The organism is Pseudomonas sp. GW821-FHT01E10, from assembly GCF_059422365.1.
The window spans coordinates 44,935-59,723 of the sequence record NZ_JBWKWT010000017.1; the positions used below are offsets into that span (position 1 = coordinate 44,935).

Consider the following 14,789-nt stretch of genomic DNA (forward strand, 5'->3'; position numbering starts at 1 on the left):
AATGCTGCGCCTATGTTGAATGACCCGATTCCACCTCACGTTGACCCGCGCAAATTGGCTGACCGTGGCACCACCCTTCAAGGTGAAATGCTGCTGGCCGATTTGGAGAGACTCTGCGACCCGCTTTCCGACAATGTCGGTACGGTGCAGGCTAAATTCGTTTTTGAACGAGATGAACGTAAGTCTGTGGTAATCCACAGCTTTATCGACACCGAAGTCAAAATGGTTTGCCAGCGTTGTCTTGAGCTGGTCACCCTGCCGATCCATAGCGAATGCAGTTATGCTGTGGTGAAGGAGGGTGCGAATACCCAGTCGTTGCCGAAAGGTTATGACGTGCTGGAACTGGGCGAAGATCCATTGGATCTGCAGTCACTGATCGAGGAGGAGCTTCTGCTCGCCTTGCCCATTGTGCCTGCTCATCATCCGGAAGAATGCCAGCAGCCGGCGGGAGCAGATGAGCCCGAACCGAGCGAGGACGAGGTAACGCGGTCCAACCCGTTCAGTGTATTGGCGCAGTTAAAGCGTGACCCAAACGTTTAGGAGTTAATCAATTATGGCTGTTCAGCAGAACAAAAAATCCCGCTCTGCCCGTGACATGCGTCGTTCGCACGATGCTCTCGAGGCTAGCACCCTGTCTGTAGAAAAAACCACCGGTGAAGTTCACCTGCGTCACCACGTATCGCCAGAAGGCGTATACCGTGGCCGTAAAGTGATCGACAAGGGCGCTGACGAGTAATCCTTGTCCGCTCAAGTCATCGCGATTGACGCAATGGGCGGGGACTTCGGTCCCCGCAGCATTGTTCAGGCCAGCCTTGCTTGTCTGTCAGCTACGCCCTCGCTGCACCTGACCCTTGTCGGTCAACCCTCCCTACTTGAAGAACTGATCGCTGGCCAATCGGCAGCGGATCGCTCGCGCCTGTCGATTGTGCCGGCGTCCGAAGTCATCACCATGGACGAAAAGCCTGCCCAGGCCCTGCGCGGCAAGCCTGATTCGTCGATGCGCGTGGCGCTGGAGTTGTTGCGTGATGGCAAGGTCCAGGCGTGCGTCAGTGCCGGCAATACCGGTGCGCTGATGGCGTTGTCGCGGTTTGTGCTCAAAACCTTGCCGGGGATCGATCGGCCGGCCATGGTCGCCGCCATTCCGACCGAGAAAGGTTTCTGCCAGTTGCTCGATCTGGGCGCCAATGTCGATTGCAGTGCCGAGCATCTGTTGCAGTTTGCGGTGATGGGGTCTGTGGCGGCGCAAGCCCTGGGCGTCGTTCGTCCACGGGTCGCGTTGCTGAATATCGGCACCGAAGACATCAAGGGCAATCAGCAAGTCAAGCTGGCGGCGACCCTGCTGCAAAATGCGCGTGGCCTGAACTACATCGGGTTTGTCGAGGGCGACGGTTTGTACCGTGGCGAGGCGGATGTGGTGGTGTGTGACGGCTTTGTCGGCAATATCCTGCTCAAATCCAGCGAAGGCCTGGCGACCATGATCGCCGGGCGCATCGAGGCCCAGTTCAAGAAAAATTTCGCGTCGAAACTGGTAGGCGCACTGGCGCTGCCGCTGATGAAGCGCTTGCAGGCCGAGCTGGCGCCGGCACGCCATAACGGCGCAAGTTTTCTCGGTTTGCAGGGAATTGTCGTGAAAAGTCATGGTTCGGCGGGGGTTCAGGGCTTCCAGAGTGCGATTCAGCGCGCCTTGATCGAGATCCAGGAAAACTTGCCGGAACGTCTTCATGGGCGCCTGGAAGATTTGTTGCCTTAGGCGTTTTCGTCAGACAATGCTTAAATGTGACCGCTCAGTTCAATGAGCCATCCAACTGTCAGTTTCTTGCGTTCCCCTGGCGGGACGTCAATTCTCCGACGACAAGATCATTAGGGGCTTGTTACATGTCTGCTTCCCTCGCATTCGTCTTTCCAGGACAGGGTTCGCAGTCCCTCGGCATGCTGGCCGAGTTGGGCGCGCAACACCCAGTGGTCCTTGAAACATTCAAAGAAGCTTCCGATGCTCTGGGTTACGACCTGTGGGCGCTGACCCAGCAAGGGCCGGAAGAACTACTCAATCAAACCGATAAAACCCAACCGGCCATTCTGACTGCCTCGATCGCCTTGTGGCGTCTGTGGCTGGCTGAAGGCGGCGCGCGTCCGGCTTACGTTGCCGGTCACAGCCTGGGTGAATACAGCGCCCTGGTGGCTGCGGGCAGCCTGAGCCTGGGCGCCGCGGTGAAGCTGGTAGAGCGTCGCGGTCAATTGATGCAGGAGGCCGTTCCGGCCGGGCAGGGCGGCATGGCCGCTATCCTCGGTCTGGACGATGCTGATGTGCTGGCAGCCTGCGCCGAAGCGGCGCAAGGTGAAGTGGTCAGCGCAGTCAACTTCAACTCGCCGGGCCAGGTAGTGATTGCCGGCGCCAAGGCTGCGGTCGAACGCGCCATCGAAGGCTGCAAGGCGCGTGGTGCCAAGCGCGCCATGCCGTTGCCGGTCAGCGTGCCGTCCCACTGCGAGTTGATGCGTCCGGCCGCCGAGCGATTCGCTGAGTCGATCGCAGCGATCGACTGGCAGGCGCCGCAGATTCCGGTAGTGCAGAACGTCAGTGCCGACGTACCAGCCGATCTGGAAACCCTCAAGCGCGATCTGCTTGAGCAGCTTTACAAGCCTGTGCGCTGGGTCGAATCGGTCCAGGCGCTGGCTGCCAAGGGTGCAACCCAACTGGTCGAGTGCGGTCCGGGCAAGGTCCTGGCCGGTCTGAACAAACGTTGCGCTGAAGGCGTGTCGACCTCTAACCTCAATACCCCAGATGCTTTCGCTGCCGCCCGTGCAGCGCTGGTCTGATCAAGGAGAAGCTTGCATGAGTCTGCAAGGTAAAGTTGCACTGGTCACCGGTGCCAGCCGTGGTATCGGCCAGGCTATCGCTCTGGAGCTGGGTCGTCAGGGTGCCATCGTTGTTGGTACTGCGACCTCCGCATCGGGTGCCGAGCGTATCGCCGCCACTCTGAAAGAAAACGGTATTCAGGGCACTGGCCTGGAACTCAATGTCACCAGCGACGAGTCCGTAGCGGCCGTGCTGGCGAGCATTCAGGAGCAGTTCGGTGCGCCGGCGATCCTGGTCAATAATGCCGGTATCACCCGCGATAACCTGATGATGCGCATGAAAGATGACGAATGGCATGACGTTGTCGACACCAACTTGAACAGTCTGTTCCGCCTGTCCAAGGGCGTTTTGCGCGGTATGACCAAAGCCCGTTGGGGACGAATTATCAGTATTGGCTCGGTTGTGGGTGCCATGGGCAACGCAGGCCAAGTAAACTACGCAGCCGCCAAGGCCGGTCTGGAAGGTTTCAGCCGTGCGCTGGCGCGTGAAGTCGGTTCGCGTTCGATTACGGTAAACTCGGTGGCCCCAGGGTTCATCGACACCGATATGACCCGTGAACTGCCCGATGCGCAGCGTGAAGCCTTGCAGACGCAAATTCCGCTGGGTCGTCTGGGGCAAGCTCAAGAGATCGCATCTGTGGTCGCTTTTCTTGCGTCCGACGGTGCGGCTTACGTTACTGGGGCTACAATCCCGGTGAACGGCGGGATGTACATGAGTTAAATGTGACGGATTGCTTCAAAAAAATGTCATACGAGCTGTCTAAAATCCGTTATAAAGCTGCAATCTATTTTATCGGCAGAGGGCCGCAGGGTTTGAGGAGTGAAGCTTTCAGTTGAAAAACTGAAAAGTCTTTCTATACACTTACCCACTGGCCAGCTGCCTGAATTTGTCCATTAGGAGTGAAAACAAGGTATGAGCACCATCGAAGAGCGCGTCAAGAAAATCGTTGCTGAGCAACTGGGCGTTAAAGAAGAAGAAGTGGTCAACACCGCTTCCTTCGTTGAAGACCTGGGTGCCGACTCCCTTGACACCGTTGAGCTGGTGATGGCTCTGGAAGAGGAATTCGAGACCGAAATCCCTGACGAAGAAGCTGAAAAGATCACTACTGTACAAGCAGCAATCGACTACGTTACCAGCCATCAGGCGTAATAGTTTTTAGTCGTCGCTCGCTGTCATGGAAAAACCGCACTGCCATCATGGCGTGCGGTTTTTTCTTTAGGCCTTGTGCGAAGTCGTCATTTGAAAAAAGGAGAGTGCTGTGTCGCGTAGACGCGTCGTAGTCACCGGTATGGGTATGTTGTCGCCACTGGGCACGGATGTGCCGAGCAGCTGGCAGGGCATTCTGGCTGGCCGCAGTGGCATTGGTCTGATCGAACACACCGACCTTTCTGCCTATTCCACCCGCTTTGGCGGCTCGGTAAAGGGCTTCAATGTCGAGGAATACTTGTCGGTCAAGGAAGCCCGCAAACTCGACCTGTTCATTCAATACGGTCTGGCTGCAGGTTTTCAAGCCGTGCGTAACGCAGGTCTTGAGGTTACCGACGCCAATCGCGAGCGTATCGGCGTGGCCATGGGGTCGGGTATTGGCGGTCTGACCAATATCGAAGACACCAGCCGCACACTGCATGATTCCGGCCCACGGCGGATTTCTCCGTTTTTCGTGCCTGGCTCGATCATCAATATGATTTCCGGTTTCCTGTCCATTCACTTGGGTGCACAGGGACCTAACTACGCCATCGCCACGGCGTGTACCACCGGTACGCACTGCATCGGCATGGCTGCACGTAACATCATGTACGACGAAGCCGACGTAATGATCGCCGGCGGCGCCGAGATGGCTGCATGTGGTCTGGGCATGGGCGGCTTTGGTGCCTCCCGCGCACTGTCGACCCGCAACGACGAGCCGGCCCGTGCCAGCCGTCCATGGGACAAGGGTCGTGATGGCTTCGTGCTGTCCGACGGTGCCGGGGCACTGGTTCTCGAAGAGCTGGAGCACGCCAAGGCCCGTGGCGCGACCATTTACGCCGAGCTGATCGGTTTCGGCACTAGTGGCGATGCCTACCACATGACCTCGCCACCGGCTGATGGCGCGGGTGCTGCGCGTTGCATCACCAATGCCTTGCGCGATGCGAAGATCAATGGTGATCAGGTGCAGTACATCAATGCCCATGGCACCTCGACCTCGGCTGGCGACCTCGCCGAAGCCTGTGCGATCAAATCGGTGTTCGGCGATCACGCCTACAAGCTGGCCGTCAGTTCGACCAAGTCCATGACCGGTCACCTGCTGGGTGCGGCAGGGGCGGTCGAGGCGATTTTCAGCGTGCTGGCAATCAACAGTCAGGTAGCCCCGCCGACCATCAACCTCGATGAGCCGGACGAAGGCTGCGACCTCGACTTCGTACCCCACACCGCGCGCGGCATGGATATCGACGTGGTGCTGTCCAATTCCTTCGGATTTGGCGGTACCAATGGCTCGCTGGTGTTCCGCCGGTTCGCTGACTGATGGACAGCTGGGTCGACGGTCAACCGGCTGACGCTTTGTCGCTGAAAGATCGCGGCCTGGCTTACGGCGATGGTCTGTTCGAGACCATCGCCGTCAAGGGCGGGCAGCCGTTGTTGCTGGATCGACATTTGTCGCGTCTGGCCGAGGGCTGTTCGCGCCTGGCGATTGCCGCCGATCATGAGCTGATCCGCGCGGAGCTGCTGGCCTATGCCGCCGCACTGGGCGAGGGCGTGCTCAAACTCATCCTCACCCGCGGCGACAGCCTGCGCGGTTACGCCCCCGATCCCTCGGCCCAGGCCCGGCGCATTCTGCAAGGCAATCCTCCCGCTGCCTATCCGGCTGTGCATGCGAAGCAGGGCGTGCGCCTGTTCCCTTGTACAACACGGCTTTCCAAGCAGCCATTGCTTGCCGGTCTCAAGCACCTGAATCGTCTGGAGCAGGTTATCGCCCGTTCCGAATGGCAGGACACCGAGCATGCTGAAGGCTTGATGCTGGATCAGGTCGGGCGGGTGATCGAAGGTGTGTTCAGTAATCTGTTCCTGGTGCGCGATGGCGTGCTGGTGACCGCCGATCTCAAACGTTGTGGCGTGGCAGGCGTGATGCGTGCTGAATTATTGTTTCAAGCCGAGTCATTGGGGATTCCCACACAAATCATCGACATTACCCTCGAACAGCTGCAATGGGCTGATGAGGTCTTTGTCTGCAACAGCGTTTATGGCGTTTGGCCGGTGCGCGCCTATGCCGCACTGAGCTGGCCGGTTGGGCCGCTCACCCGTAAACTCCAAACCATTGCCCGTGCGCTACTGGATGCCTGATTCGTGAGACGTAAATTATTGCTGCTGCTGGAAACCGGACTGGTTCTGGCGGGGCTGTTGGCGGGCGCTTGTGCCTGGAAAATCCATTCGGCGCTGGAACAGCCGCTGAACATCGCCCAGGAACAGCTGTTGGAAGTGCCCAAAGGCACTACGCCGAACCGCACTTTCATTCGACTTGAAGCCGATGGCGTCATCAAGGACGCTTTCTGGCTGCGTGTGTACTGGCGCTTCAACCTGGCGGGCCAACCGCTGCACAGCGGCGAATACCGCATGGTTCCCGGCATGACAGTCGAAGGGCTGATCGACCTGTGGAAGCGCGGGGAAATGGTTCAGTACAGCCTGACGCTGGTCGAAGGCTGGAATTTCCATCAGGTCCGCGCGGCCCTGGCCAAGGACGAAAAGCTCGAACAGACCCTCAACGGTTTGAGCGACAGCCAGGTGATGGACAAGCTTGGGCACGGCGGGATTTTCCCGGAAGGGCGCTTCTTCCCCGACACATACCGTTTCGTGCGTGGCATGACTGACGTCGATCTGCTCAAGAAGGCTTACGACCGCCTCGACGAAGTCCTCGCCAAGGAGTGGAGCCAGCGTGCTGCCGACGTGCCCTACACCGAACCCTATCAGGCGCTGATCATGGCCTCGCTGGTGGAAAAGGAAACCGGCGTGCCGCAGGAGCGCGGGCAAATCGCCGGCGTGTTCGTGCGGCGCATGGAGATGGGCATGTTGCTGCAGACCGATCCGACGGTGATCTACGGCTTGGGCGATCGCTATAACGGCAAGTTGACCCGCGCCCATCTCAAGGAGCCGACGCCGTATAACACTTACCTGATCGCTGGCCTGCCGCCGACACCGATTGCGATGGTCGGCCGCGAGGCGATCCATGCGGCGTTGAATCCGGCGGACGGCAACAGCCTGTATTTTGTTGCGCGCGGTGATGGCAGTCACGTGTTCTCCGATGATCTGGACGCCCATAACAATGCGGTGCGGGAGTTCCAGCTCAATCGCCGGGCCGATTACCGTTCCAGCCCGGCACCGACTACCACGCCGCTGACGGAAGATGCCCAGGCGCCAACCCCGGCGGCTTCGCCTGATACGGCAGCCGAAGACGTGCCACAAGTAGCGCCGCAAAACTCTGCACAAGAGCCTGCGCCAGCACCCGAGCGGGATGCTCAGGCGCCGCAAAGCCCGCAATGACTCTGATTAAGGACTGCCTGTGACTGGCTTGTTTATTACCCTGGAAGGCCCGGAAGGTGCCGGCAAGAGCACCAATCGCGAATACCTGGCCGAGCGTCTGCGCGCCGCCGGGATCGAGGTGGTGTTGACCCGGGAGCCGGGCGGCACGCCCCTGGCCGAGCGGATCCGCGACGTGTTGTTGGCGCCGGTCGATGAGGTCATGAACCCTGACACCGAGCTGCTGTTGGTGTTCGCTGCGCGAGCCCAGCACCTGGCCGAGGTGATCCGCCCGGCGCTGGCCCGTGGCGCGGTGGTTCTGTGTGATCGTTTTACCGATTCGACCTATGCCTACCAGGGCGGTGGTCGCGGTTTGTCGCTGGAGCGTATCGCGACCCTCGAAACATTCGTCCAGGGCGATCTGCGCCCGGACTTGACGCTGATCTTCGATCTGCCGGTGGAAGTGGGCCTGGCCCGCGCCAGCGCCCGCGGTCGCCTGGACCGTTTCGAGCTTGAAGGCCGCACGTTCTTCGATGCCGTGCGCAGTGCCTTCCTCGAGCGTGCCAAAGCGGATCCTGCGCGTTATGTCCTGGTGGATGCCGCTCAACCGCTGGCGCAGGTTCAGCAGTCTCTGGATGTCTTGCTGCCACGTCTGCTGGAGTTGACCCGTGGCTGAAGCCTATCCGTGGCAGGACAGTCTCTGGCAGCAATTGGCCGGTCGTGCCCAGCACGCCCATGCCTATCTGCTGCATGGCCCGGCCGGGATCGGCAAGCGTGCGCTGGCCGAGCGGTTGATGGCCAGTTTGTTGTGCCAGCGTCCGACCGCCCAGGGCGCCTGCGGTGAATGCAAATCCTGCCTTCTGCTCAAGGCCGGTAGTCATCCCGACAACTACGTCCTGGAACCGGAAGAGGCAGACAAGGCGATCAAGGTCGATCAGGTACGTGACCTGGTCAGCTTCGTGGTTCAGACTTCGCAGATGGGCGGTCGCAAAGTGGTGCTGATCGAGCCGGTCGAGTCGATGAACATCAACGCCGCCAACGCCTTGCTAAAAAGCCTTGAAGAGCCGTCCGGCGACACCGTATTGCTGCTCGTCAGCCACCAGACCAGTCGTCTGCTGCCGACCATCAAGAGCCGTTGCGTACAGCAGGCCTGTCCTTTGCCGAGCGAAGCCATGAGTCTGGCGTGGCTGGCCAAGACGTTGCCGGACTGCTCGGAAGACGAGCGCATTGAACTGCTGACCCTTGCTGCCGGTTCGCCATTGGCCGCGGTCAAATTGCAGGCCCAGGGCGTGCGCGAGCAGCGGGCGCTGGTGGTCGAGGGCGTGAAGAAGTTGCTCAAGCAGCAGCAATCGCCGACGCAACTGGCCGAGGAATGGAAAACCATTCCCATGTTGCTGCTGTTCGACTGGTTCTGCGACTGGTCGAGCCTGATCCTGCGTTATCAGTTGACTCAGGATGAAGCGGGGCTGGGGCTGGCGGACATGCGCAAGGTCATTCAATACCTGGCGCAGAAAGCCGCTCAGGATAAAGTCCTGAATATTCAGGACTGGATTCTAGCCCAGCGGCAGAAAGTGATGAGCAAGGCCAACCTCAATCCGGCGCTGTTGCTGGAGGCGCTGTTGGTGCAATGGGTATCCTTGCCTGCCCAGAGGTGACTAGACTCTGATCATCAGAAATGGAGGTCAGCATGAATGAACCCATCAGTCCGGGGCCGCGCAATGGCATTTTGTCCTTGACCATCAAGGACAGGTCCGTGCTCTATGCGGCCTACATGCCATTCATCAAGAACGGTGGCCTGTTTATCCCGACCAACAAGAGCTACAAGTTGGGCGATGAGGTCTTCATGCTGCTGCACCTGATGGACGAACCGGAAAAGATCCCGGTCGCCGGCAGGGTCACCTGGATTACCCCCAAAGGTGCCCAGGGCAACCGCGCCGCTGGAGTCGGCGTGCAATTCAACGAAGGCGATAACACCGCGCGCAGTCGAATCGAAACCCATCTGGCCGGAGCCCTGAAGTCCGACCGTCCCACTCATACGATGTAAGTTGCAGCCCTTTTATGCTTGTAGATTCCCATTGCCACCTTGATCGCCTCGACCTCACCGCCCACGACGGCTCCCTGGATGCCGCGCTAGACGCAGCTCGTCAGAGGGGAGTAGGGCACTTTCTGTGCATTGGCGTCAGCGCCGATAACGCCGCCGATGTCAAAGCCCTGGCCGAACGCTACGACGACGTCGATTGTTCAGTCGGTGTGCATCCGCTGGACGTGCAGCCCGGTGCCGCTCCGGCGCTGGATTGGCTGTTGCGCGAACTCAATCATCCGCGGGTGGTGGCGATCGGGGAAACCGGCCTGGATTACCACTACGAACCGGAAGCGGCAGAGTTGCAGCAGGAGTCGTTCCGCCTGCACCTGCAAGCGGCGCAACAGACCGGCAAGCCGGTAATCATTCATACCCGGGGCGCCCGGGCCGACACCCTCGAACTGCTGCGTGAGGCGGCGCTGCCTCAAGCAGGCGTTCTGCATTGCTTCACCGAAGACTGGGAGATGGCCAAGGCCGCGCTGGATATGGGTTATTACATTTCCCTGTCCGGTATTGTCACTTTTCGCAATGCCGATGCCTTGCGCGATGTGGCCAGCAAAGTGCCGGCCGACCGCTTGCTGGTGGAAACCGACTCGCCGTACCTGGCGCCGATCCCGTATCGCGGCAAACCGAACCTGCCGCAGTACGTGCGTGAGGTAGCGGAATTTCTGGCAATGTTACGAGGCGAGCCCTACGAGCGATTTGCCGAGCAGACTACCGAGAATTTCAAGCGGTTATTTCCGTTGGCGCACGTCAGGGCATCGGCGTAACGTTGGAAAAAGTCGCAACCTGTGGCGGGCTTTGCTCCCAAATTGCAGGCAAAAAAAACCCGGGTTCTGGGGGGTGAATCCGGGTTAAGACCATTAGGAGTAAAACAAAGGCACGCAATCCTTTGGTACCTTCATCGGCGCGACACTTGGGGGAGATGCCTCGCCGACAGTTGAAGTATTGATCAGTATCGCGCCGAGTCCAGTTTGGTTGGTCGGGTTTTTAAACAAATTTGGAATACGTGCGCTTCGGTTGAGTTCTCATCAACCGGCGAGGTCGCGTGAATTCATCAAGAAACACATATATGGTCGGATGATCCGTGCATTTTGGCGTAAGTTAGGCATAATACGCGGCTTCGAATTTTGACCCCTACAGACCTTTTCTTATGCATAAAGAACCTCGTAAGGTCCGTGAGTTTCGTCGCCGCGAGCAAGAAATTCTCGATACCGCGCTCAAGCTGTTCCTCGAACAAGGTGAAGACAGTGTCACCGTCGAGATGATTGCTGATGCCGTAGGTATCGGCAAAGGCACGATCTACAAGCACTTCAAATCCAAGGCGGAGATCTACCTGCGCCTGATGCTCGACTACGAGCGTGATTTGAACGAGCTGTTGCATTCCGCCGATGTCGATAAGGACAAGGAAGCCCTGTCCCGGGCCTACTTCGAATTCCGCATGCGCGATCCGCAACGCTATCGGTTGTTCGATCGCCTGGAAGAAAAGGTGGTCAAGGGCAACCAGGTACCGGAGATGGTCGAGGAACTGCACAAGATCCGCGCCTCGAACTTCGAACGCCTGACCCTGCTGATCAAGGGCCGGATCAGCGAAGGCAAGCTCGAAGACGTGCCTCCTTACTTCCATTACTGCGCAGCCTGGGCGCTGGTGCATGGCGCCGTGGCGCTGTATCACTCGCCGTTCTGGAGCAATGTGCTGGAAGATCAGGAAGGTTTCTTCCAGTTCCTGATGGACATCGGCGTGCGCATGGGCAACAAGCGCAAGCGCGATACCGACACTCCGAGCAGCTGAGCCATCCAGTTGTCTAATTGCGCCATGAGCCATGATTTAGCTACGTGGCGCAGTACCGCAGGAATATACTCAGGCATAGGGCTTGCTAAAACTTGATTTGTGAGTCAAGTTTTGCGCGTTCGAATCTTCTTTCGCCGGAGTGATCCATGATCGTTGACCGTCAAGGCAGGCGTTTTCGCAATTTGCGGATCAGTCTGACCTCCGCCTGCAACTACGCCTGTACCTACTGCGTGCCCAACGGCAAACGGCTGGTGGCTGCGCAGGATGAGTTGTCGGCCGAGGCGATGGCACGCGGCGTGGCTTATCTGATCGAAGCAGCCGGCATCGAGCGTCTGCGCATTACCGGTGGCGAGCCACTGGTCAGCCCCAAGCTCGAAGCCTTCATGACCGCCGTCGGGCAGATGGGGCTGGCGGACATCAGCCTGACCACCAATGGCCAGCTGTTGGCGAAGAAGCTGCCGCTGCTGGTGGATGCCGGCATTCGGCGCATCAACGTTTCCCTCGATACCCTGGACGCCGGGGCTTTCCGCAGCATTGCCCGCGGCGGCGATCTGGCGACCGTGCTCGACGGCATGGCCCAGGCCGCGGCAGCCGGCATGAAGATCAAGGTCAATATGGTGCCGCTGCGTGGGCAAAACCTCGATCAGGTGATGCCATTGCTCGATTACTGCCTGGAACGCGGCTACGAGCTGCGCTTCATCGAGTTGATGCGCATGGGGCACTTGGCCAGTGATTCCAACGCCTTCCTGCAACAGTTCGTCAGCCTTCAGCAATTGCTGAGCCTGATCGGCGAACACTACGAATACCTGCAGGCCGACGCGCCGGTCGATGCCACGGCGGTGCGCTACGAGATTCCGGGACAGGGCCACTTCGGCGTGATCGCCAACGAAAGCGTGCCGTTCTGCCGCACCTGCTCGCGTCTGCGCTTGTCGTCCACTGGCTGGCTGCATGGCTGCCTGTCGTCGAGCAATCGCCACTATGTCGGCGATCTGCTGGACAAACCCCGTCATCAGGCATTGCCGGCCTTGCAGCGACTGCTGGTGAAGGCTCTGGGGGACAAGCAGGAAGTGGCGTTCTCCGGTGGCGCGACCATCATGAAAATCATCGGCGGCTGACCGGGTCTTGCGGTGAAGGGCGCTTGCTGTGGCGAGGGAGCTTGCTCCCGCTGGGGCGCGAAGCGGCCCTAAAATTACCAAACGCTCCGCATTCCCTGGAACTTACGACTGCTGCGCAGCCGAACGGGAGCAAGCTCCCTCGCCACAGGTCTGTTCAGACTGAAAATGCACATGACCTGAGCTGGCGCGGAAGCTGCATCCCTCGGCCATTCGCCGGTTTTCCGTCACCGGCTTCTGGAGGGAAGGATGCGTAGCCTGGTTTTGCTGCTGGCCGTTTTGGCACTTGGCGGCTGCATGAATGTCAGCGATATGGCCGAAGGAACTCGCTACCACATGAGCGACGTGGGGCTGCTGGACCATAGCGACAGCCGTCGCGTGAATAACATCCGCATTCAGCCGGACTCCTTCATCTACATCGCCCAGGGCGCCTTCGCGCCACCGGGCATTGCTTCTCCGCGACCTAACGTGGTGGCCGAAGAAGCCTTCAACGGCTTTATCGAATATTTCCCGATGGTCCGCCGCGCCCGCGCGCCGGAAGGCCTCGACGCCGCCATGGGAGAAGCCCGTGCCGCCGGTGCTCACTACCTGCTCTATACACGTTTTGCCAAGGCCGACGACCGCATCGGCAACGCGGACGATTTGATCGACCAGGAGCGCTCGGATCGCCTCGGGATCGACAGTGGCGTCATTCAGATCATGTTGATCGAGACCAGCACCCAGTATTTGATCGATACTGCACGTATCAAGAGTCGTGGCGGTTTACTGACGTTCTACGATAACAGGCCAGAAGATCTTCTGGGCCCGCCGCTGGAGCAATACGCTCGTAGCCTGTTGGGGCTCAGCGATCAGTAATTAAAAGGAGAACGCCATGAGTGGCCCGCAAAAAGCCAATGACCTGTTGGGACAAATCCCCAAAACCAAAGGTTTGCCACCGGTCCACTTGTGGAACCCCGACTTCTGCGGCGACATCGACATGCGCATCTCCCGCGACGGCACCTGGTATTACCTGGGCACGCCGATCGGGCGCAAGCCGATGGTCAAGCTGTTCTCCACCATCATTCGCCGCGACGGCGATGATTACTTTCTGATTACTCCAGTCGAAAAGGTCGGCATCAAGGTCGACGACGCACCGTTCGTGGCGATAGCCGTGGAAGTCGAAGGCGAGGGTGAGGCTCAGGTCTTGCGCTTTACCACCAACGTCGATGAAACCACCGACGCCGGTGTCGAGCACCCCATGCGCGTGGTGATCGACCCGGTGACTCAGGAGCCTGCGCCGTACGTGCATGTGCGCAGCAACCTTGAAGCGCTGATTCACCGCAATGTGTTCTACCAATTGGTAGAGCTGGCGGTGAGCCGTGAGATTGACGGGCAGAGCTGGCTCGGTGTCTGGAGCGGTGGCGAGTTTTTCCCGATCGGACTTGAGCCGTAAGCGCTGAACCCGAGAAACGAAACGGCCCGTTATTGCAGCGGGCCGTTTTTTATGGGCTTACAAACCCTTGCTCTTGAGCCGGGCGGCGTGTTCAAGGTAGAGCATCACCGGGCTCACGTTCCAACTGTTGATCCCGGCCATCTGGTTGACTGCATCAAAGTGGTCCATGGGGTAATCCGAGCGGATCACTTTGCCCAAATGAGAGCTGTAGCGGCCGACCAGCCCATCATTGGCGTGCTTCTCTTTATAAAATAACTGCGACAGCACTTTACAGTTCAAATGGGTCGGGTCGAGGAGTTGCAGGCTTTGAAAGTTCTGCACGATCCCGCTCCAGGAGTAGTAATACACGCCGTTCTCAACTTCGTTGCCTTCCCCGCCCCAAACCTTTGGCAGCCCTTGCGGGTACTTGCGATTGAAGGCGGCCAGGCCTGCGCTGGTCAGCGATTCGAACGCCGCTTGAGGGTCGATGGGGTTTTCCGGATGGCCACTGATCAACGAAATGAAGGTGCCGACTGCGCCTAACAGGGCTAATACCAAGGCTTCGGGTAATTCTCCGGGTGTCAGTGCCTTGTGCAGTTGGTCGGCAATCTCGGAGCCGTGGTTAGGGCAACTGACCGAGGTGACCGACGCAACCTTTTCCGGGTACAGGGCTGCGACGTAGCGTGCGGCCAGCGGACCTTGGCTATGGCCGATCAGATTGACCTTGGCGGCGCCCGTTTCCCGCAAAATACGGTCGACGTGTTCGAGCAGTTTTTCACCGCGTTCCTCATTACCGTTGACGGTTGGAATATTCACGGCAAACACCTGGGCACCAGCACGTTCTAGGGCTTCCTCGATTTCGAAGAAGTACGGATAGCCGGCGATTCTGTCGAAGCCGAAAAGACCGTGAACCAACACAATGGGGTATTTCGTAGACGCATCCATGTCCATGTTCATACCTGGCAATAGCGGATTTTAGTGAAACAGCCTGATCTGTTGCGGGCTAACCGTAGTTTACAAAGTGGGTGGGTTCAAAGCGCCGGGGGAGTAAT

The 14,789-nt window shown here is 59.0% G+C and carries 18 protein-coding genes; 17 read left to right on the forward strand and 1 reads right to left on the reverse strand.

Annotated features, from left to right (window positions below; genetic code table 11):
• Positions 1 to 12: 12 nt before the first annotated feature.
• The 17 genes from AC07V0_RS23730 (at position 13) to AC07V0_RS23810 (ending at position 13,758) form a co-directional block, all read left to right on the forward strand.
• Positions 13 to 540, forward strand: a complete 528-nt coding sequence (locus AC07V0_RS23730; RefSeq protein WP_007942001.1) for a YceD family protein — start codon at positions 13 to 15, stop codon at positions 538 to 540.
• A 13-nt stretch (positions 541 to 553) separates the two neighbouring features.
• Positions 554 to 736 (forward strand): 50S ribosomal protein L32, encoded by a 183-nt coding sequence (gene rpmF, locus AC07V0_RS23735; RefSeq protein WP_003179396.1) that lies wholly within the window; start codon positions 554 to 556, stop codon positions 734 to 736.
• A 3-nt stretch (positions 737 to 739) separates the two neighbouring features.
• Positions 740 to 1,750 (forward strand): phosphate acyltransferase PlsX, encoded by a 1,011-nt coding sequence (plsX, locus tag AC07V0_RS23740; protein WP_018926222.1) that lies wholly within the window; start codon positions 740 to 742, stop codon positions 1,748 to 1,750.
• 125 nt (positions 1,751 to 1,875) lie between these two features.
• Complete coding sequence (fabD, locus tag AC07V0_RS23745; RefSeq protein WP_026286430.1) at positions 1,876 to 2,814, forward strand: ACP S-malonyltransferase; 939 nt, start codon at positions 1,876 to 1,878, stop codon at positions 2,812 to 2,814.
• Between the two features lie 16 nt (positions 2,815 to 2,830).
• Positions 2,831 to 3,574, forward strand: coding sequence for a 3-oxoacyl-ACP reductase FabG (gene fabG, locus AC07V0_RS23750; RefSeq protein WP_064616588.1), 744 nt, complete (start codon positions 2,831 to 2,833; stop codon positions 3,572 to 3,574).
• 192 nt (positions 3,575 to 3,766) lie between these two features.
• A complete protein-coding gene (gene acpP, locus AC07V0_RS23755; protein WP_003175607.1) occupies positions 3,767 to 4,003 on the forward strand; it encodes an acyl carrier protein in 237 nt (78 codons plus the stop codon).
• A gap of 109 nt (positions 4,004 to 4,112) precedes the next feature.
• Complete coding sequence (gene fabF, locus AC07V0_RS23760; RefSeq protein ID WP_026286429.1) at positions 4,113 to 5,357, forward strand: beta-ketoacyl-ACP synthase II; 1,245 nt, start codon at positions 4,113 to 4,115, stop codon at positions 5,355 to 5,357.
• A complete protein-coding gene (pabC, locus tag AC07V0_RS23765; protein ID WP_064616590.1) occupies positions 5,357 to 6,172 on the forward strand; it encodes an aminodeoxychorismate lyase in 816 nt (271 codons plus the stop codon). The genes fabF and pabC overlap by 1 nt, the downstream gene beginning before the upstream one ends.
• Positions 6,173 to 6,175: 3 nt before the next feature.
• The gene (gene mltG / locus AC07V0_RS23770) at positions 6,176 to 7,366 is read left to right on the forward strand and encodes an endolytic transglycosylase MltG (RefSeq protein WP_192350903.1); all 1,191 of its coding nucleotides are present in this window, start codon (positions 6,176 to 6,178) and stop codon (positions 7,364 to 7,366) included.
• A gap of 19 nt (positions 7,367 to 7,385) precedes the next feature.
• Positions 7,386 to 8,018, forward strand: a complete 633-nt coding sequence (gene tmk / locus AC07V0_RS23775) for a dTMP kinase (RefSeq protein WP_064616594.1) — start codon at positions 7,386 to 7,388, stop codon at positions 8,016 to 8,018.
• Entirely contained in the window at positions 8,011 to 8,997 is a 987-nt protein-coding gene (locus AC07V0_RS23780) for a DNA polymerase III subunit delta' (RefSeq protein ID WP_018926215.1), read from the forward strand. Before tmk ends, AC07V0_RS23780 begins: the two co-directional genes overlap by 8 nt.
• Before the next feature lie 32 nt (positions 8,998 to 9,029).
• Positions 9,030 to 9,386 carry a PilZ domain-containing protein gene (locus tag AC07V0_RS23785; RefSeq protein WP_018926214.1) on the forward strand — a complete coding sequence of 119 codons (357 nt, stop codon included), beginning with the start codon at positions 9,030 to 9,032 and terminating at the stop codon, positions 9,384 to 9,386.
• A gap of 14 nt (positions 9,387 to 9,400) precedes the next feature.
• Positions 9,401 to 10,192 carry a TatD family hydrolase gene (locus AC07V0_RS23790; RefSeq protein ID WP_018926213.1) on the forward strand — a complete coding sequence of 264 codons (792 nt, stop codon included), beginning with the start codon at positions 9,401 to 9,403 and terminating at the stop codon, positions 10,190 to 10,192.
• A gap of 383 nt (positions 10,193 to 10,575) precedes the next feature.
• Positions 10,576 to 11,214, forward strand: coding sequence for a TetR/AcrR family transcriptional regulator (locus AC07V0_RS23795; RefSeq protein ID WP_007942012.1), 639 nt, complete (start codon positions 10,576 to 10,578; stop codon positions 11,212 to 11,214).
• Positions 11,215 to 11,360: 146 nt separating this feature from the next.
• On the forward strand, positions 11,361 to 12,329 hold the full coding sequence (locus tag AC07V0_RS23800) for a GTP 3',8-cyclase MoaA (RefSeq protein WP_018926212.1): 969 nt from the start codon (positions 11,361 to 11,363) through the stop codon (positions 12,327 to 12,329).
• Between the two features lie 246 nt (positions 12,330 to 12,575).
• Entirely contained in the window at positions 12,576 to 13,181 is a 606-nt protein-coding gene (locus AC07V0_RS23805; RefSeq protein ID WP_064616596.1) for a DUF4823 domain-containing protein, read from the forward strand.
• A gap of 16 nt (positions 13,182 to 13,197) precedes the next feature.
• On the forward strand, positions 13,198 to 13,758 hold the full coding sequence (locus AC07V0_RS23810) for a DUF1285 domain-containing protein (RefSeq protein ID WP_086944603.1): 561 nt from the start codon (positions 13,198 to 13,200) through the stop codon (positions 13,756 to 13,758).
• Positions 13,759 to 13,815: 57 nt separating this feature from the next.
• On the opposite strand, the gene AC07V0_RS23815 is transcribed toward AC07V0_RS23810, so the two are convergent.
• Complete coding sequence (locus AC07V0_RS23815; protein WP_019582740.1) at positions 13,816 to 14,688, reverse strand: esterase/lipase family protein; 873 nt, start codon at positions 14,686 to 14,688, stop codon at positions 13,816 to 13,818.
• Positions 14,689 to 14,789: the final 101 nt, after the last annotated feature.